We start from the raw sequence: 18148 nt of genomic DNA on the forward strand, positions 1-18148 counted from the left end.
GTCTCTGTACTTAGCCGCTAAGTTCAATTGTCAAAGCTAGTTGATAGAGATAGCGACGAGATAAACCCGTATCCTTTGCTATCTCACGACTAGCTTGAGAACGAGAAATACCCTGTTTAATCATTGATAATAGTTCGTTTTTTAATTCAGTTTCTGTGAGTTGAGGTTTACTAGGTGGATTTCCAGCTACTAAAAGAGTATATTCTCCTTGGGGTTCTTTGTCTTGGTAATGGGTAATCCCCTCGGCAATTGTTCCTCGCCAAAATTCCTCGTATAATTTAGTTAGCTCCCGTGCTATTACTAGAGAGCGATCGCTTCCTAAAACTGTCCCCAAATCGGCTAAAGTATCCCGCAATCGGTGAGGTGATTCATAGAAAACCAAAGTTCGAGATTCACCTTGCAAAGATTCCAAATATTTCTGGCGTTGTTGACTTTTAGCCGGCAAAAAACCATCAAAAATAAACCTATCTGTGGGTAATCCCGCCGCACTCAAAGCCGTAATTACAGCACTTGCACCGGGGATAGGCACAACAGTGATACCATTATCAATACAAGCCTTAATTAACTCATATCCTGGGTCAGAAATTCCCGGCATTCCCGCATCACTTACCAAAGCGATCGCTTTACCATATTGTAAATGCTCTAATAATTCAGGAATACGACTATTACTATTATGTTCATGGTAACTAACTTGGGGAGTTTTCACTTGAAAATGCTGTAGTAATCTGCCTGTGTGGCGTGTGTCTTCTGCCGCAATCATATCCACTGCTTGCAAAATTCTCACGGCTCTAAAAGTCATATCTTCTAGATTACCAATGGGTGTAGCGACAATATAAAGTGTTCCTGGTTTTGGTTCAGTTTGCATATTAATTTAACAAAGTTATCAATGATCAAATCTGGCTTATTTGTGGGTTTAATTACCTTAGATTTAATTTATCTCGCGGACTCTTCCCCCCAAAATAATCAAAAACTTGTTGCCACTGACTATACTGTAGCAGCAGGAGGACCAGCAACAAATGCCGCCGTCACCTTGAGTCATTTAGGCAACCAAGCTACAGTTTTAGGTGTATTGGGTTCCCACGATATTACACAGCTAATTCGTAGCGATTTAGAGAATTACCAAGTCGCAATTATTGACTTAGACTCCCATCGCCATACACCACCACCCGTTTCTTCAATTATTGTTACGCAAGCTACAGGAGAAAGAGCGGTAATTTCTATTAATGCCATCAAAACTCAGGCAAATATTACCTCTATCCCCGCAAATATCTTACAAAATATTGATATTGTCTTAATTGACGGACATCAAATAGAAGTTAGCAAAATCATTGCCCAAATGGCTAAAAAACAAAATATTCCCGTTGTCATTGATGGTGGTAGCTGGAAACCAGGATTTGCAGAAATATTACCTTTTGTAAACTATGCTATTTGTTCTGCTAATTTCTATCCCCCTAACTGCAAAAATCAGCAAGATGTTTTTGCCTATTTGCAAAATTTTAACATTCCTCACATTGCCATTACTCAAGGGGAAAATCCCATTCAATACTTAAATTGTAGTCAATTTGGTGTGGTAAATGTGCCAAAAATCCAGCCCGTTGATACACTAGGAGCAGGAGATATTTTTCACGGTGCTTTCTGTCACTATATCCTGGAAACAAATTTTATAGAAGCATTAGCACTAGCTGGTAATACTGCTACGGAAGCGTGTAAATATTTCGGTACGCGCCCTTGGCTAAATTCAAATATTTAATGTTCATTTTTCCTATTCCACCCAAATTTATCCTCAAATGAAAGACCTATCCGAAATATTAACAATTGCGCGGTCAGTTGGTTGGGGTGCAGCCAGTCTCCTCAGTTCTTATTATCATGGTACTATCGCTGCACCAAATTTAGATATTCAATATAAAGACAATGAACCCGTTACAGTTGCAGATTTGGCTGTTAGTGAATATATCTTGTCACAGCTACAAGCCGCTTTCGGGAATGAAGACTTTGGATATATCAGCGAAGAAACTCATAAATCAGAACAGGGAAAAAATCCTGCTGAGTGGGTATGGATAATTGATCCATTAGATGGGACAAGAGACTTTATCAACAAAACTGGAGAATATGCCATTCATATTGCCTTAGTGCAAGGAACACAGACAATGTTAGCCGTCGTGGCAGTTCCAGAGACACAAAAGTTGTATTATGCCACCAGAGGCAGTGGGACTTTTATCGAAACCACAACTGGTTCTATGCCTGTGCGACTTAACTCCCATAAAAATATCCAAGATCTAATTTTGGTTGTTAGTCGCTCACACCGCAACGATAGGTTAGAATATCTCTTACAGCACTTGCCCTGTCAAAATCAAAAAGCGATTGGTAGCGTCGGTTGCAAAATTGCGGCAATAGTTGAACAGCAAGCAGATGTTTATATTTCCCTTGCCGGTAAATCCGCACCGAAAGACTGGGATATGGCTGCTCCCGAACTTATATTAACGGAAGCAGGTGGCAAGTTTACCCATTTTGACTGCACGCCATTAAAATACAACACCGGCGACATTCATCAATGGGGGGAATTACTGGCGAGTAATGTTCAAAATCATGAGGAACTATGTCAAGAAGCACAAAGCATTCTCACACGGTTTGCTTCCCGCTAAAATAGTATTGATCGGGGCAAATTCCCTAACAATGCTCAAAGTTTTGTGGGGAAATTTTGCTCATCATGGGTTAATATTCTCATATAGTGTTATAATGGGGGAGGTAAGGATTATTTTCGGTTGAGATCGCAATCGCTATTAAGTCCAGTAAAAAAAATTAAAATCTAGAGTATCCAGCAGATACAGTCCTAGACTAAACGCCGCTGGAATATTTTACTTTGACTTTAGTTCTCAAATATTAATTTAAACTACGGAGGAACAGGAATGACACAAGTGGTCTTAGGTGAAAATGAAGGAATTGAATCAGCACTGCGAAGATTTAAGCGGGAAGTTTCCAAAGCGGGAATTTTCCAAGATATGCGGAAAAAGCGTCACTTTGAGACACCTTTAGAAAAAGAAAAGCGCAAAGCTATAGCTAGACACAAACAACGTCGTCAACAACGTTCTCGCTTCAAACGATAAGTTTTTAGTCTTGTCTGCTGCAACTGGAAATCCCGACGGATTTCCTGTTAATTGAAACAAATTACAAGTAGTTACTAATGATATCAAGTACAATTTATGCAGTGGTTAGGGGCGAGTTTATCCTGCCCCTATTTGATTTTTTGTGCAATTAACTGCTAGATTTCAGCGATCGCTCGTTCAATTAAGCGGCGTGCTAATGTCTGCGTACCTGTGTGTTCATAGTAGTTTGTAGACACGTCTAGGAATGCGGCTACATAGTCCAATTTATCATCAGCAAAGTCGAGAAAACCTTTGCAATGTCCTAAGACTTTTTGGGCTGTTAAAGCATTAGCTGTAACAATACCATTCATCCAGCCTTTAACTCCGTCTAAACTGTTGCCAATAAAGTCGATTTTACCACCCACACCATTACCGGGAATTGTATCTTGGATGGTTCTAAAAGTCGGGTTTTGTTGTAACTCTTGAGGGTTCATTTGACTAATCATTGATAATGATTTATCAATGAAGTCGGGTCCGAGGGGAATTAAACCATCAACACAAATTAATGCCACCATGCGGATCAGTGATTCGCCACCATACTCACCTAAAGCAGCAACAAAATCACCAATGCTGTCCCCAGGAATGCCATTAATTTGACAAAAGGCGACTAATTCAGCAACTACTTTCAAGGTTAAGTCAATAGTTTGCGCTTTGTCAGGTTTGGGGGTCAAAGAGTTTAAAAAACCGAACAGGGGAATTGTTTGACCAACTTTGTTAGCTAAAGCGGCTGCACCTAAAACTTTATCTGTACCGTCAACGGTTTGATACAGCCAGAGGGCGGTTTGATAGCCTTGGGATTTGTCGTTAAATAGATAAATCGCTCTTTCGCCAATTTGTTGAATTAGGTCTTCGTCAGTTTCACCAGTAACAGTTTTAATGGTATTCACAAAACCAACAGTATTTTGCCATTCACCAGGAGCAACAAAATCTAAAGCATTCAACATGGAAACAGTCAAGTTACTGCTAGGAAGTTCATCAACTAACTGCTGAATTGGTTTACTCACAAAAGTCTCCTTATCTATGTTTTGTATTAATGTCAGTTGCTAATCAGGAAAGCGGTTGCTGACCTATTTCAACTTTGCTAAACCATCGAGATTAAATTTTTCTATCCAGGCTGCGCGATCGCTCGCAGTAAATGATGGACTTTTAGAAATTACCTTGACTTGGTACTTATCCACCAAAACCGAAGTTTGAGTGTTACCAACTTTTACCGCAGGATAACCGCCTATTTTTTCAGTGCTGTTAGCAAATTTAGCTGCTGCTCCTGGTATGCTGCTAGTATCAGAAATAGCGAGTTGAGCAACTACTTTGCCACCTTTTTTCAAGTTTGCTTCAGAAAAGCCTTTTTTCTCTTGGGTATAGACACGATCATAGCCATCTTCGCTACTGGGGAAGAATTTATTTAATTTACTACCCTGAGTTGCACTTTTAACTACTGCCTGTCCACTTCTTTGCTTGGTACTTTCCTGTTGTACTTGATCAAAACGACTAGGTGCTTTTGTCGAGCAGGCTGTAGTTAGTAGTACGATTGATAGCAATACAGCAGCTAAAACTCTCCGCCCATGATTTTTCACCATTTTTGGCTTCTCCTTAATACTTGAGCTTGTGAGGCAATTATCAACTATTTTGCCATTTACAAACTAGAAATTTACTTTTAAATAATACTACGCAAGACGTTGAGCTATCACTGCATACAAAGGATCTCCGCCTGGTACCCCCAACCACTGTAAAAAACCTGGTGCTGCTGACTTTGAGCAAATCACTTCTGGGGTGGTGAATCCAGGAACTGAGGCAAAATAGCCCTTGACCAATTTTACTCTAAAAGCTTCCGAACCGTCTCGCCAGACTTGAATTGCCTTTTGAAAAAACATCCGGTTAGAAAAACTAATAATTGCTATCCCACCGGGTTTAAGAATGCGGTGTATTTCCGAAAATATAGCCTCTGGGTATTGGATATATTGCACAGAAACACAGTTAATAACAGCATCAAAGTCTTGATCTGGAAAAGGTAACTGGGGATTTGTGTTGATATTTTGGACAAAGTAATGATTTAACTGGGGATTCCGGGCTAATTCTTCAGCATTTAGTCCATGTCCTGCTACATGAGCAAAATCTATATCTGTGGGTAGATGCGATACCCAACTACTCATCAAATCAAGAATACGAGTATTTGATTGCAGTCGCTGACGATATAAATCAGTTAATTGTTGAATAAAACCCTCATCTACATGAGTGACAAAGCGAGGGTAACTATAGAATAACAGATCATCCGATTCATCTAATTTAATGCGTTGACTTGGTTGCAGGAGCATAAACGTCTTTTTTCCCCGATTGGAAAATTTTGAATAGTATTCTAATTGATAAGTTATTTTTGATAACTTAACTTATTCTACATGAGTAAATACTATATTTACTATTCATAAATGTTTTTTAAATCACCCCTAATTATTTTGATTATCCAATTAATTCGGCTATTTTGGCAATTACCATATCCCAAGTTGTTAATTTGGCTACTTCCTTTGTTGTTATTTACTTCTGGGGAAACCAGTCTCATGGCTCATGATGAAACCCTTTATGCGTTAAGAGCCAGACAAATGTTTGAAACTGGTGACTGGGTATCTCCTTGGGGTAATCCTCATCATAAAACCCCTGGTTTTTATTGGTTAATTGCTATTTTTTATCAGCTATTTGGTGTTAGTGATACAACTGCGCGAATACCGGCAATGATTGCGGGAATTTTGAGCATATTTGTTATTTATAAAGTTGGGAAAATTTTACTATCTCAAGAATTAGCATTTTTGGGAATTATGATTTTAAATGTAGCATTTTTGTGGTTAGAATATTGTCGGTTAGCCACACCAGATGTCCCAACTATCTTATTAGTATTTATGGGAATTTTCTCCCTATTAAAATCTGACATAGATCCTCGAAAACGATATTTTTATGGTTTTATAACTGGGTTAAGTTTTGGCTTAGGCTTTTTAATGAGAAGCTTAATGATTTTTTTACCAATGATAGCATTATTACCTTATTTAATTATAGATCATCGCCGTCATCGTCATTTAACTAACCCCATGTTGTATTTAGGGTTTTTAGTGGGTTTAATTCCTAGCTTAATTTGGCTTTATTTTAGTTGGTTGCGTTATGGTAGCGATAGTATTGGGGCTTTATTGGGATTTGTCATAGAACTAGGTAGTCATGAACAACATAAAAATGGCATTTTCTTTTATGTGTGGAATCTAGCTTTAAAATCTTTTCCTTGGTTATTTTTTAGTTTATTAGGTTTAGCATTAGTCATACGGCGTTCAATTTCTAAATATCCATTAATATTAATCGGGTTTCCTGTTGTCTTATTTACTGAATTGAGTATATTTTCTACTCGTTTCTCTCATTATAGTCTTGGCATTTATCCATTTATTGCCTTTCTAGCTGCGGTGGGTTTAGATTGGTTAGGAAAAATTTACCAAAAAGGATTTGATGATCAATATTCATCTCACAAGATAGTTTATTTACCCAGAAATATTAGTTATGCTTGGGGAATATTAGGCGTTATTTTAGTTTTAGCTGGAACAGGTATTTTAATTTGGGGTGAAGTAGATATTCACAAATATGCAATTCTAGGAATATATTCTGGTTTTGGCAGCTTAATTGTACCATTAATCTGGATAGGTAATTTTCACTATCACCACAAGTTTTTGACTTCTCGTTATTGGCTAAGTGGATTATTAATTAGTTGTTGGTTATCTCTAGCTACAGCGGGTAATTTAGGTTTATTAGGTGATTTTAACCCGAATTTTAGAGTATTTTATCAACAAAAATCAATTAATAAAATTTTGCATAATCATCCTATTAACTTTGTCAAAGGAACAGGATTTAATGATAAAGAATCTCTGTTAATTTACTTTTATACACCCCAGCATGGTAAAAGTGTAGATTCAATTTCTCAGTTACCTATTTTTAGTTATGCTTGGATTTATCAACCAAGTTTTGTTAAGTTACCAATACCTTATCGGATTATTGGTAGTTTTAAAGATTATCAATTAATTCAGATTTTATCTGCAAATAATTCTGATAAGTGAAAATATAGAATACAGCACTTCCCGGTGTTATTAGGTACATATCTAGCGGGCAAGACTTGTACTGAGCTTGTTGATAGCGCAGCGTGGCGTTAGCCATAGTATGCCCGCACTACAAGAGTTTCATGATTCAACTTTGTACCTCATAAGAGCGGAAACCGCTGTAAATCTGATTAAATGAGGTCTATGTTAGAATATAGGAATATTCTCAACTATTGTAATTTGTACCATGAAAAAATTAATTCTCACAACTTCTTTATTTCTTAGCTGCATATCTCTGGTAAGTTGTGGTAACGCACCAAAGGATATGTTTAAAGAAGATTCGAGTAATACTGTCACACAAAGTCAAAGGGAAATTTCTTCAGTAGCACCAAGGGAACAAGAAGATAAACAAGAATCTTCTCCAGAATCAGAAACTCAAGAAGATGAAAATAATAAAGAAGAGGAGAAAACCCCTGTTCGTAAAAACCTGGATAAAAATACTAAAAGAGATGGAAGTAAAAAACCAAAATTAGGAATAGTAAAGGAGTTAGTTAATGGTGATTTAATGTGCTACGTTACCTTAGTAGATAAAAAAGGCATTGAACACAATGTTGGTGCGAGTTTTGATATTTGTGCAGACGAGAAGAAGTTTGTCAATAAAAAAGTCCGTGCTGTTTATGAAATACAATCAGTTAGTGATTGTGAAAGTGCAGAACCTTGCGGTAAAACTCGCAAAGAATCCATCATTACAAAAATGCAAGTTGTCAGTGAAGGTTCAGAGAGAAGATCCTCAAGCGATAATTCAAAAAGTGGTAATTCACAAACTTTAAGTAATGGTAAATGGACAATTACTTTGAGTAATACTGATTCTTGGAATGGGGTTAATGGTACAGGAAATGTGAATTATCAAGGATGTGATACTAATGGTAAATGTCTCAAGTTAACAGGTGGTAAAGTTTCCTGTCGAGATGGTAAATGTGTTACAGGTTGGAAAAATGGGGATTATGTCTACATTTTAGAACAACCGATAACTGAAGATGGTAATTCTACTTCTACTTTAAGAGTGAGAAAAGATAATACTGAAATTTTGAAGGCTACAGACTTGAAATTGCTGAATTGAGGGATAAAATTCAAAAATTCCATCTCTCAAACTCTGACTCTCTGAGCCTCTGCCTCTGGAGCGTGTTAGCGGAGCGGAGCCAAATAAAATCATACTTTCACTCAGCAAATCTGGGCAACCACGGGGGGTTTGCCCCTACTCTGGTGTGAAATTTTGATCCAGAAAATTAAGAGCATGATTGCGAAGTTCAAAATATTCTGTAGAGTTCCGCATGGCCACTCTATCTCTAGGATGTTCAAAAGGAACTGTTAAAATTTCTCCTATTTTTGCAGATGGTCCATTAGTCATCAAAATAATTCTGTCAGACATATAAATTGCTTCGTCAACATCATGGGTAATCATCATAACAGCTTGCCGATGATGTTCCCAAATATCTAATACTTGACGTTGCAATTTACCACGAGTTAAGGCATCTAAAGCCCCAAAAGGTTCATCCATTAATAACATTTTGGGACGAATTGCTAAAGCCCTGGCAATACCCACTCTTTGTTTCATTCCTCCAGAAATTTCATCAGGATATTTGTCTGCGGCTGCGGTTAAGTTTACCATTGCTAAATGTTCATTGACAATGCTAATTTTTTCAGCCCGATTGGCATTTTTCAAAACTTCATCTACTGCTAAACGGATATTTTCACGGACTGTTAACCAAGGTAATAATGAATAATTTTGAAATACCATCATTCTATCTGCTCCTGGTTTCCGAATCTCTTTACCATCTAAGCGAATTGAACCAGATGTAGCTTTTTCAAAACCACCAATTATTTTTAATAATGTGGATTTACCACAACCAGAATGACCAATTACAGAAATATATTCATCTTCACCAATGGTCAAATTAACATTATCTAAAACTGTGAATTCTCCTTTATCCTGGGTTGGATAAGATTTAACTAAATTCTCTACTTCCAAAAATCCGTTACGGGGTAAAATTTCTGGAGAAGTATGATCTTTTGAAATCGTATATTCCATGATTAATTCCTTTTGATATAATTAGCTATTTTTAAGACATGAAAAACTGAGAAGGAGCGTTAGCACGAATATCAAAACTATTGAGATATCCTACAGGATCACTAGGATCAAATCCTTTTTTATCTATAAATGCTTCAGGAGGTTCAACTTTATAATCATCCTGGGGACATTCAATTCCCATTTCTGCGGCTATGTCTCGATATAAATCGGTTCTCCAACCTTTTGCAGCTACTTCTTTGGCGTTTTTAGGAATTTCTTTGATTTGTCCCCACCGGGCTGCTTGAGTCATTAACCAAAGACTGCGAGAACGCCATAAAAATGTGGAATGTTCTCCTATTTCATGGGGAATACTATTAGGAAGATCATAAAAAATTGTGGTATCATCTGCTTTGATAGTTCTGTCTTTACCATCAAAACCACCATAATTATAATTGCCAATAATTCCCGGTCCAGTAAACTTAGTAATAGGAACACCCGGCTTTTTAGGTTTTGCCCCAGTGAAAGAACGTTGTGTGAGTAATTCGGCTATTTCTTGGCGATTTTCGGGTTTTCCACAATATTGACAAGCTTCGATCATTGCTTTCACCAAAGAACGGTAAGTTTTGGGATAATTGACAATAAAAGATTCCATTACTCCCAGGAGTCTATCTGGGTGTCCTTGCCAAATTTCCTTACCTTGGGCAAAGGTAAAACCGATACCTTCATTACCTGTAATTGCTCTAGTGTTCCAAGGTTCAGCAACCATGTAAGCTTCCATTGCCCCAATTCTCATGTTTGTCACCATTTGCGGTGGAGAAACAATGATTACCCGAAATTCCTTTAAAGGATCAACACCCGCAGCAGCAGAAAGATAGCGAGCAAAGTATTCATAAATGGCAGAACTGAGGACTACAGCCCAAACTTTCTTTTCCGGGGGTTGTTTGTCAAAATAGCCGCGAAAGTCCCGCCCAAAGGCTTCTAAAGCCCCATCACCGTATTTTTGCTGATATTCAAACCAAGGACGGATGCCATAGTCCCACATATCCTTACTCATGGTCATAGCGTTACCATGACGGTGAATGGTCATTGCTGCACACAAAGGAGCATGACGCGCCCCTTCAGCCCCTATTCTAGCGTTGGTAACTGCACCAGAAACGACGGGGGAAGCGTCGAGACGACCAAAAATTAAGCCGTCGCGGGAAGTAGCCCAACTGGCTTCGCGGTTGAGTGTGACATTTAAACCATATTTGCGGAAAAATCCTTTTTTCCAAGCGATCGCAAATGGCGCACAATCATTAACAGGAACATAACCCACAGTAATGTCCGATTTTTCTAAATCTTGGGATTTAACTACAGGTGTCACCGCTAAAGCTTCTTCTGTTAATCCCCTAGCAGACCTATCTCCAGAAACTGCACAGGATGATAAAAATAAACCTGCTGTAGTCGCACCTATTCCCGTAATAAAATCTCTGCGAGTTAAATGATTTTCAGTCATAATTTATCATTTGGGATTTTATGAAAATACAAATTCATCTGCGTTTATCCGCGTTCATCATCTTCTATCTGCGTTTAAATCATTAACTTCCTGAACGGTGAGTAACTAACTCTTGAAGTTTTCCCACACCGTAATCTAAAATCAACCCAGTTAAGCCAATTACAAACACGGCTAAAAATACAGAACTCAGATTTAAACGACTCCATTCGTCCCAAACAAAAAATCCTATTCCTACCCCACCAGTGAGCATTTCTACAGCCACAATTACCAGCCAAGCTATCCCCAAACTAATTCGCAAACCTGTAAAAATATAAGGCAAACTTGCAGGTAAAATAATTTTGGTAATCTGTCCCCAGCGGTTCATTCCCAAGACTTGTGCTACATCTAAATAATCTTTAGGAACATTAGAAACTCCCAACGCTGTATTAATAATAGTTGGCCACAGCGACGTAATGAAAATCACAAAAATAGCGGAAGGATCTGCTAAATTGAACAGAGATAAAGAAATGGGCAACCAAGCCAGTGGTGATACTGGTTTAAAAATCTGAATAATGGGATTAAAAGCCAGCATTGCCGGTCTGGACATTCCGATCAAAAATCCCAAGGGAATGGCGACTAATGCACCCAAACCAAATCCTAATATTACCCGCCGTAAACTTGCTAATAATAACCAACCAATGCCTAAATCACCGGGACCTCTTTCATAGAATGGATGTAAGATATAGTCCCAATTAGCAATTAAAGCTTCTGGTGGTGTGGGCATTAATTCATGATTAGCTAATGCTACTATCCACCACAATAAAATAATTCCTAAACAGCCTAATGCTGGGAATAAAAAAGTATCTTGAAAAATTACAAGTTTGGCTTTTCTCCAAACAGTTTGTCCCGCAACTGCAAAAATGGCAGCTATATTTAGTTGCAATATCATTTATTTCACCTCAGCAGAGTTAAGCTTGGATACGCAAATATTAACTAGTACCAACCTTGGACACTGATGAGATCAGAACATAATTAAAATTCTGTCTCTTCAGTCTCCTCTCAATGCCTACGAAGTTAGCTGACGGGCTAGGGTTGAGAGATCCCCTTTTTTGCTCAATTTTAGATTTGATTTGAGTTTTAAAGCTTAAATTCCTAAACTCATCAAGACAAAAATACGCCCCACAATTTGGTTCCTCCGTTCCAGCACTATTAACTGAAATGTACTGGATTAAGCTGACTTACTCAATCATGAATAATGATAGAACATTAACATTTATATTCAGTAATAACATCAGTAGTTGTCATGAATATTAATTTCCGGCGATTATAAATCGCTACTACACAAACAAAGTCCACCTGCGTGGACTTATTAAAAATCAAGACCTTTGAACCCACGTAGCTGGGTCTTGTCTATGTAGCTGCGACTTCTAGTCGCCAAATCAAGCAGAAAATCAACAATTATCAATCTAATAAACCTGATTTTTCCATTTCGCTAACGCATCTTCAGCAGCAGCTTTTTCGGCTTCTTTTTTATTCTTTCCTTTACCTTCTCCCTTTTCTTTACCTTCTACTAATACTTTAGCTCTAAATTCTGGCGCGTGAGATGGTCCCCCTATTTGTTCCGTTACATACTTAGGGGGATTTGTGATACCTTTAGCTTGTACCAATTCTTGAAACCGATTTTTGGAATCTACATTAGAACGGATTTCTACAATGTGTTTTGAGGCATCATTAAATAATATTTTAACAATCTCACGGAGTGGTTCAACATTACGATTATTATCTAAATAGTAAGCGCCAATTACAGCCTCAAATGTACTACTTAGTAAGTTAGGATTTTGAAAACCGCCATCTCTAATTGTTCCTTTTCCTAATCTCATTCTAAAGTCTAAACCTACTTCTATAGCAAATTTTGCCAGTTGTTTTTCTTCTACTAATGCGGAACGAAGACGAGTTAATTCATCTTCTCCTTTTTCAGCAAACTTTTCATAGAGATATTCACCGCTTAAAAAATTGAGAATAGCATCACCGAGAAATTCTAAGCGCTCGTTATGTTCCCCTTCTCCGGGGTTTTCGTTAACATAGGAACGATGGGTTAATGCTTGACGCAGGAGTTTTTCGTTAGAAAATATCAGAAGTTTGTGTACATCAGATAGTTTTTCTTTAATACGAGCTTCTTCCGCTTTTTCTGGAGACAACATTTTCAAAACATCTTGCTTTTGCTGTTCAATAATATCTAGTTCAGATGCGGAAATTGCTTTCATAATTCTTGTCATACTATCAAGAGCGCGATAAGTATCATCTGTGGAAAACCTTGATTGATGCGCCCATTTATTTCTCACGTCAATTAACTCACTGACTAAAGCACGTTCAGCATTACTGAGTTTTTTCTTGAAAACATTATCCCACTGCTTGATAATTAATTTTAGTAGAACTGAAACATCTTCTTGTAAAGTTTCTTCTAAATTTCGTCTAAGTGTTTGATCCTCAGATATACAAGATTTTGCAACTACTAACCAGCGATCACCATGCACTATTCGCATTTCTTTTTCTATATAGGAATATAATCCTTGAGATAGAGTAGCTAAAGCTCTATTAATTCGCTCGTGATTACTAATGGCCATTGAACTTTGCAATAAAATTATACAAATATATATAATTTTACTATTTTTAATAATATATTGTCTATATAAAAATTCGTAAAATTACCTAAGATTAATTAGGAGATTGTTTAAGTAAGTACAATACAGCCTATTTTATCTCGATCCAGTATATAATGGTGAGTAAAAACACACACAATAGTATTAAAATGTGTGCTTTATTTATGTACAAAATACTAGAAAATAAATTTCAAGTTAGATATATAGGACTAATATTTGATTTTTGAAATATACGTAGGGTGGGCATTGCCCACCGTAGGGGGATTTTGGTGGGCAATGCCCACCCTACACTACTTAAAATTTTTCAAATATCATTTATGATTCCTATAGTAAAATATAATAATATATAAAAAGACTAAATTTTAAACCAATGCCAGCTAAAGATATTTTTCATGATGCTGTGAGGAAAGGATTAGAAAAAGAAGGTTGGGTAATCACGGATGATCCTTTGAGGATTGAAGTTGGTGATGTAGAAATGTATATTGATCTTGGGGCTGAAGAAATTCTCGCTGCTGAAAGAACTGGAGAAAAAATAGCAGTGGAAATTAAGAGTTTCACTGGTACATCTAATATTTCTCAATTTCATACAGCAGTTGGCCAGTTCTTTAATTATCGTTTCGCATTAGAACAAAAAGAATCAGAAAGAGTTTTATATTTAGCTGTTCCTTTGGGTGTTTATCACGCTTTCTTTCAATTGCAATTTATCAAAACAGTTGTCGAACATTATCAACTTAAAATCATTGTTTATGATCCGATTCAGGAGGCGATTCTAGAATGGAAAAACTAAAGCAATATCAAAATTATGTTCAACAAGTTATCAGAGAGTATGCTCAAATAGGTTCAAAGAAAGATGAGATTGAGCAACAACTGATTTTTGATCCCGTTGGTAATCATTATCAGTTAATGTATGTTGGTTGGAAGAACAGACGCAGACAGCATGGTTGTGTTTTACATCTTGATATTAAAAACAACAAGATTTGGATACAACATGATGGAACGGAGATTGGTATTGCCGATGAATTAGTTAAATTGGGCGTACCAAAAGAAGATATTGTCTTAGCTTTTCATGAGCCTTTGATGAGACAATATACAGGCTTTGCAGTTGGTTAATTTCAGATCCCCGACTTCTTTGAGAAGTCGGGGATCTAACGGGATCTAACTACTTATTCCAAGCAGGATGACACAACAGAGAAGACATCACCCGCACACCACGCAATTGATTAGAGAGGGGTAAATGACCTCTAGGGGCGGTTAAATCCCAGGTGAACCCGTTAGGATATCTTGTCCAGTTATTACCATTCTTCCAGTCAATTTTTGGCCACAAGTTGACCCAATTTTTACTTAAACCTAACCAAATTTCGCGCTGGACAGAAAAGCCAAATTTACCTTCTGAGTGAACTACCCAGAGTTGATTAATGGTGCGTAAGTCTTGAATTGGTAAACTTTCTACTTCTGTAAAGTATAGCCATTTTCTTTTTACTGCTTGGGGACCTGCTGCTTCACACATCTTTTGAATTGTCAAGAGGTCAGCGGCTTGAAAATCTTGATCTGCAAGTAGCTTTTGCAAAGAATTGTAACTGATCCCACAGTCCGATTTTAGAGGTACAATTCCTTCAGGAAAGTTAGTTTGTAGAAATCCTTGACTTGTCGGTGCATCAGTATTGTAGATGACTTGGTAGACTTTGCCATCAATCCAAGTTGCTGGGGTATCACGACGTTTCAGCAAAAATTCCTTCAACACATCTAACCCATCATTACCCAAGTCAGCTAACTGCGGGATGATTTGTTGTTGGACTTTTTCGGACCCAGCGATTAACTTTTGGCGGAGGGAGTCGAGATCATTTGTAGTGCCTGATACAATCATTGGGTCTGTCATGCCGTTACTCGTGTTAGCGTGAGCGTGAATAAACTATCTACTGCTATCGGTTATTCTACAAAATGAAAGCCGAATAGCGAAAAGTAGTTTACTCCGAATCTTGGGTAAAGTTGGCAAGCCCTTGAGTATATATCTGAAAGAATCACTCACGGTGGCTTTAGCGAAATCCTAGCCCACAATACTTTATCAGGTAAGGAGTTACAGAATCCAGGAGTTACAGAAATTATGACTCCTGACTCCATACCCGGTGAATTTCTTCTATTTGGAATTTGTGAATTATGTACGAAAAGATTACTCCTCCCACCACCGGCGCGAAAATTACCTTCAAAAATGGTGAACCGGTTGTTCCTGAAAATCCCATTATTCCCTTTATTCGCGGTGACGGTACGGGTATAGATATTTGGCCGGCGACGGAAAAAGTGCTTGATGCTGCGATCGCTAAAGCATACAATGGTCAAAGAAAAATTAGCTGGTTTAGGGTTTATGCTGGTGATGAAGCCTGTGATTTGTACGGCACATATCAGTATTTGCCCCAGGATACATTGACGGCTATTAAAGAATATGGCATAGCAATTAAAGGACCTCTAACTACTCCCGTTGGTGGTGGAATTCGGTCTTTAAATGTGGCATTACGCCAAATCTTTGACCTTTATACTTGCGTGCGTCCTTGTCGTTATTACGCTGGGACACCTTCTCCCCACAAAACTCCTGAAAAACTGGATGTGATTGTTTATCGGGAAAATACGGAAGATATTTATTTGGGGATTGAGTGGAAGCAAGGTAGTGAAATCGGCGATCGCCTGATAAAATTCTTAAATGAAGAATTGATACCCGCTACCCCAGAACACGGTAAAAAGCAAATTCCCCTCGATGCTGGTATCGGTATCAAACCCATCAGCAAAACTGGTTCTCAGCGTTTAGTTAGACGTGCTATTAAACACGCCTTATTATTGCCCAAAAATAAGCAACAAGTCACCTTGGTGCATAAAGGCAATATCATGAAATACACAGAAGGCGCTTTCCGGGATTGGGGTTATGAATTAGCCACAACGGAATTCCGTCAAGAAACTGTAACAGAACGGGAATCTTGGATTTTGGGTAATAAGGAAAAAAATCCCCATATTTCCGCAGAAGAAAATGCCCATGAAATTGATCCCGGTTTTGATTCTTTGACTCCAGAGAAAAAAGCGCAAATTGTCAAAGAAGTAGAAACAGTTCTAAATACAATTTGGGAAAGTCACGGAAACGGCAAATGGAAAGAAAAAATCATGGTCAATGATCGCATTGCTGATAGTATCTTTCAACAAATTCAAACTCGTCCAGATGAGTATTCTATTCTGGCGACAATGAACCTCAACGGTGATTATTTATCTGATGCTGCTGCTGCTATCGTTGGCGGTTTAGGCATGGGTCCAGGGGCAAATATTGGCGACTCCTGCGCGATTTTTGAAGCTACCCATGGGACAGCCCCAAAACACGCTGGGTTAGACAGAATTAACCCCGGTTCTGTAATTCTTTCCGGTGTAATGATGCTGGAATATATGGGTTGGCAAGAAGCCGCAGATTTGATTAAAAAAGGATTAGGTGATGCCATAGCAAATGGTCAAGTTACCTATGACTTAGCGCGGTTAATGGAACCACCTGTACAACCATTAAAATGTTCTGAATTTGCTGACGCAATCATCAAACATTTCGGTTAATTTCCGTTATCGTGAAATTAAGATTCCCGACTTCTTCAAGAAGTCGGGGATTTGAGTAGCGTTTGCTTAGACTGTCTGAATCAGGATAACCAGGATTTAAGGATTAACAGGATGTGATTTTTTATTTAAAGTGGGGTTTTCGGATCATAGAGAAGCTGCTATTACTTAAATAATAAATTATTATTTAAGTAATAGTTTACAAAATAACGTTTTCAATTTGAGAATATTCAATTTATCAATCTGTGCTAGTAATTTTTCCAAAGTTTCAGATTCTTCATTTGACAATTGATTATCAGAATTTTTTATTAATAAATCATCTTCGTAAGAAATTACTAAAACCTGGAATAATAACTCCTTTTATGATTCACCACTAGAAAAAAACAAAGGTAAAACAAATGCTGTGATAATTCCCGCCAATACAATCACCTCGATTATTTTCATTAATAAACCAACTGCCATAAATTGATTAATTTCTTCTCTAAGATTATTAGAAAAATCATTGAACCAAGCACGTAAACGATCATACCAGTTAGCAGGGCTATCTTCTGGACGAAATTTCCATGATAATATTGACAGTAATAATGGCACACCACCAACTTTAGCAGACATCAAAACATGAATTGCTAAACAACAAATCATGATTAACCAAGCTATTAAATGAGCATAATACCAAATATGATCAAGTTCTCCTGTGGGCAGCCATTCTTCTTTCATCATTCTTCCAGATACTACCGCCAAAACAGCAGCGAGTAACATTTTAGTATTTACTAAACGTTGGAGACTTACCCACCAAATTGGTTTACCAAATTGAGTTAAATTTTGGATAGAGTCTGGTTGTAATAGTCGTCTTTTTCCAGCATGAAAACTATAAACAGCAAAAAATGGCAGTAAAATCAAGAAAAATACTGCCAATGTCCCATGAATATCCTGTATAGGATTGATTTTGGGAATGGGAATATATCCAAATCTTTTGTCAAAAGTGTTGTACACTAAGAATCCACTAATAATTGCGCCAATGACTAAAATCCCGCTTATACCATGCAGGATTCTGAATATTAATGGTTGATAGGGGGCTGAACGGTTCATAGATTGATGTAGTAAGTTTGAAGAAGGGTAATTTTGTTGTAAATATTAAAATGTAAAATATATATTATCACTTCTTGAACATT

General features: G+C 37.5%; 18 protein-coding genes, 1 pseudogene and 1 riboswitch. Of the genes and pseudogenes, 8 read left to right on the forward strand and 11 right to left on the reverse strand.

Annotated elements, in window-relative coordinates; all coding sequences use genetic code 11:
• Nucleotides 1-10: 10 nt before the first annotated feature.
• On the reverse strand, nt 11-865 hold the full coding sequence (gene rsmI / locus ANA_RS03605; protein WP_015078694.1) for a 16S rRNA (cytidine(1402)-2'-O)-methyltransferase: 855 nt from the start codon (nt 863-865) through the stop codon (nt 11-13).
• Between the two features lie 21 nt (nt 866-886).
• Between rsmI and ANA_RS03610 the strand changes: the two genes are divergently transcribed.
• From ANA_RS03610 to rpsU, 3 genes are all read left to right on the forward strand, one after another.
• Nucleotides 887-1750 (forward strand): sugar kinase, encoded by an 864-nt coding sequence (locus tag ANA_RS03610; RefSeq protein WP_015078695.1) that lies wholly within the window; start codon nt 887-889, stop codon nt 1748-1750.
• Between the two features lie 37 nt (nt 1751-1787).
• On the forward strand, nt 1788-2642 hold the full coding sequence (locus ANA_RS03615) for a 3'(2'),5'-bisphosphate nucleotidase CysQ family protein (protein WP_015078696.1): 855 nt from the start codon (nt 1788-1790) through the stop codon (nt 2640-2642).
• Between the two features lie 264 nt (nt 2643-2906).
• On the forward strand, nt 2907-3104 hold the full coding sequence (rpsU, locus tag ANA_RS03620) for a 30S ribosomal protein S21 (RefSeq protein ID WP_015078697.1): 198 nt from the start codon (nt 2907-2909) through the stop codon (nt 3102-3104).
• A 155-nt stretch (nt 3105-3259) separates the two neighbouring features.
• Here the strand turns inward: rpsU and ANA_RS03625 are convergent, their stop codons facing one another.
• The 3 genes from ANA_RS03625 to ANA_RS03635 all read right to left on the reverse strand — a co-directional run bounded on the left by ANA_RS03625 (nt 3260) and on the right by ANA_RS03635 (nt 5455).
• Nucleotides 3260-4147, reverse strand: coding sequence for a hypothetical protein (locus ANA_RS03625; RefSeq protein ID WP_015078698.1), 888 nt, complete (start codon nt 4145-4147; stop codon nt 3260-3262).
• Nucleotides 4148-4210: 63 nt separating this feature from the next.
• Nucleotides 4211-4720: a hypothetical protein gene (locus ANA_RS03630; protein WP_015078699.1), complete on the reverse strand. Its 510-nt coding sequence runs from the start codon at nt 4718-4720 to the stop codon at nt 4211-4213.
• Between the two features lie 87 nt (nt 4721-4807).
• Complete coding sequence (locus ANA_RS03635; RefSeq protein ID WP_015078700.1) at nt 4808-5455, reverse strand: class I SAM-dependent methyltransferase; 648 nt, start codon at nt 5453-5455, stop codon at nt 4808-4810.
• Between the two features lie 111 nt (nt 5456-5566).
• On the opposite strand from ANA_RS03635, the gene ANA_RS03640 reads away from it, so the two are divergent.
• Together ANA_RS03640 and ANA_RS03645 are read left to right on the forward strand one after the other, a co-directional pair.
• Nucleotides 5567-7222 carry an ArnT family glycosyltransferase gene (locus ANA_RS03640; RefSeq protein WP_015078701.1) on the forward strand — a complete coding sequence of 552 codons (1656 nt, stop codon included), beginning with the start codon at nt 5567-5569 and terminating at the stop codon, nt 7220-7222.
• A 226-nt stretch (nt 7223-7448) separates the two neighbouring features.
• The gene (locus ANA_RS03645) at nt 7449-8321 is read left to right on the forward strand and encodes a hypothetical protein (protein WP_015078702.1); all 873 of its coding nucleotides are present in this window, start codon (nt 7449-7451) and stop codon (nt 8319-8321) included.
• Between the two features lie 135 nt (nt 8322-8456).
• On the opposite strand, the gene ANA_RS03650 is transcribed toward ANA_RS03645, so the two are convergent.
• The 5 genes and pseudogenes from ANA_RS03650 to ANA_RS28090 form a co-directional block, all read right to left on the reverse strand.
• Complete coding sequence (locus ANA_RS03650; protein ID WP_015078703.1) at nt 8457-9290, reverse strand: ABC transporter ATP-binding protein; 834 nt, start codon at nt 9288-9290, stop codon at nt 8457-8459.
• A 31-nt stretch (nt 9291-9321) separates the two neighbouring features.
• Nucleotides 9322-10764 (reverse strand): ABC transporter substrate-binding protein, encoded by a 1443-nt coding sequence (locus ANA_RS03655; protein WP_015078704.1) that lies wholly within the window; start codon nt 10762-10764, stop codon nt 9322-9324.
• Nucleotides 10765-10846: 82 nt separating this feature from the next.
• Entirely contained in the window at nt 10847-11692 is an 846-nt protein-coding gene (gene ntrB / locus ANA_RS03660; RefSeq protein WP_015078705.1) for a nitrate ABC transporter permease, read from the reverse strand.
• A 99-nt stretch (nt 11693-11791) separates the two neighbouring features.
• A riboswitch (cyclic di-AMP (ydaO/yuaA leader) is annotated at nt 11792-11988 on the reverse strand.
• Nucleotides 11989-12209: 221 nt separating this feature from the next.
• Nucleotides 12210-12944, reverse strand: a complete 735-nt coding sequence (gene rnc / locus ANA_RS27330; RefSeq protein ID WP_083881496.1) for a ribonuclease III — start codon at nt 12942-12944, stop codon at nt 12210-12212.
• Between the two features lie 60 nt (nt 12945-13004).
• Nucleotides 13005-13367 (reverse strand): annotated as a pseudogene (locus tag ANA_RS28090) (Swt1 family HEPN domain-containing protein); the annotation flags it as partial.
• A gap of 406 nt (nt 13368-13773) precedes the next feature.
• On the opposite strand from ANA_RS28090, the gene ANA_RS03670 reads away from it, so the two are divergent.
• Both ANA_RS03670 and ANA_RS03675 read left to right on the forward strand, forming a co-directional pair.
• Nucleotides 13774-14190: a XisH family protein gene (locus ANA_RS03670; RefSeq protein ID WP_015078707.1), complete on the forward strand. Its 417-nt coding sequence runs from the start codon at nt 13774-13776 to the stop codon at nt 14188-14190.
• On the forward strand, nt 14178-14513 hold the full coding sequence (locus tag ANA_RS03675; RefSeq protein WP_015078708.1) for a XisI protein: 336 nt from the start codon (nt 14178-14180) through the stop codon (nt 14511-14513). Before ANA_RS03670 ends, ANA_RS03675 begins: the two co-directional genes overlap by 13 nt.
• A 49-nt stretch (nt 14514-14562) precedes the next feature.
• On the opposite strand, the gene ANA_RS03680 is transcribed toward ANA_RS03675, so the two are convergent.
• Nucleotides 14563-15279 (reverse strand): GUN4 domain-containing protein, encoded by a 717-nt coding sequence (locus tag ANA_RS03680; RefSeq protein WP_015078709.1) that lies wholly within the window; start codon nt 15277-15279, stop codon nt 14563-14565.
• Between the two features lie 278 nt (nt 15280-15557).
• Between ANA_RS03680 and ANA_RS03685 the strand changes: the two genes are divergently transcribed.
• Nucleotides 15558-16979, forward strand: a complete 1422-nt coding sequence (locus ANA_RS03685) for an NADP-dependent isocitrate dehydrogenase (RefSeq protein WP_015078710.1) — start codon at nt 15558-15560, stop codon at nt 16977-16979.
• A gap of 357 nt (nt 16980-17336) precedes the next feature.
• Here ANA_RS03685 and ANA_RS03690 read toward each other — a convergent pair whose 3' ends face one another.
• Complete coding sequence (locus ANA_RS03690; protein WP_015078712.1) at nt 17337-18065, reverse strand: cytochrome b/b6 domain-containing protein; 729 nt, start codon at nt 18063-18065, stop codon at nt 17337-17339.
• Between the last annotated feature and the right edge of the window lie 83 nt (nt 18066-18148).

Origin of the sequence: Anabaena sp. 90 (assembly GCF_000312705.1) — a bacterium.
GTDB lineage: Bacteria > Cyanobacteriota > Cyanobacteriia > Cyanobacteriales > Nostocaceae > Dolichospermum > Dolichospermum lemmermannii.

Bases quoted from the DNA above. Each gene is read 5' to 3' on its own strand.
- rsmI (WP_015078694.1), bottom strand. From the start codon at position 865: ATGCAAACTGAACCAAAACCAGGAACACTTTATATTGTCGCTACACCC.
- ANA_RS03610 (WP_015078695.1), top strand. From the start codon at position 887: ATGATCAAATCTGGCTTATTTGTGGGTTTAATTACCTTAGATTTAATT.
- ANA_RS03615 (WP_015078696.1), top strand. From the start codon at position 1,788: ATGAAAGACCTATCCGAAATATTAACAATTGCGCGGTCAGTTGGTTGG.
- rpsU (WP_015078697.1), top strand. From the start codon at position 2,907: ATGACACAAGTGGTCTTAGGTGAAAATGAAGGAATTGAATCAGCACTG.
- ANA_RS03630 (WP_015078699.1), bottom strand. From the start codon at position 4,720: ATGGTGAAAAATCATGGGCGGAGAGTTTTAGCTGCTGTATTGCTATCA.
- ANA_RS03635 (WP_015078700.1), bottom strand. From the start codon at position 5,455: ATGCTCCTGCAACCAAGTCAACGCATTAAATTAGATGAATCGGATGAT.
- ANA_RS03640 (WP_015078701.1), top strand. From the start codon at position 5,567: ATGTTTTTTAAATCACCCCTAATTATTTTGATTATCCAATTAATTCGG.
- ANA_RS03645 (WP_015078702.1), top strand. From the start codon at position 7,449: ATGAAAAAATTAATTCTCACAACTTCTTTATTTCTTAGCTGCATATCT.
- ANA_RS03650 (WP_015078703.1), bottom strand. From the start codon at position 9,290: ATGGAATATACGATTTCAAAAGATCATACTTCTCCAGAAATTTTACCC.
- ANA_RS03655 (WP_015078704.1), bottom strand. From the start codon at position 10,764: ATGACTGAAAATCATTTAACTCGCAGAGATTTTATTACGGGAATAGGT.
- ntrB (WP_015078705.1), bottom strand. From the start codon at position 11,692: ATGATATTGCAACTAAATATAGCTGCCATTTTTGCAGTTGCGGGACAA.
- rnc (WP_083881496.1), bottom strand. From the start codon at position 12,944: ATGTTGTCTCCAGAAAAAGCGGAAGAAGCTCGTATTAAAGAAAAACTA.
- ANA_RS03670 (WP_015078707.1), top strand. From the start codon at position 13,774: ATGCCAGCTAAAGATATTTTTCATGATGCTGTGAGGAAAGGATTAGAA.
- ANA_RS03675 (WP_015078708.1), top strand. From the start codon at position 14,178: ATGGAAAAACTAAAGCAATATCAAAATTATGTTCAACAAGTTATCAGA.
- ANA_RS03680 (WP_015078709.1), bottom strand. From the start codon at position 15,279: ATGACAGACCCAATGATTGTATCAGGCACTACAAATGATCTCGACTCC.
- ANA_RS03685 (WP_015078710.1), top strand. From the start codon at position 15,558: ATGTACGAAAAGATTACTCCTCCCACCACCGGCGCGAAAATTACCTTC.
- ANA_RS03690 (WP_015078712.1), bottom strand. From the start codon at position 18,065: ATGAACCGTTCAGCCCCCTATCAACCATTAATATTCAGAATCCTGCAT.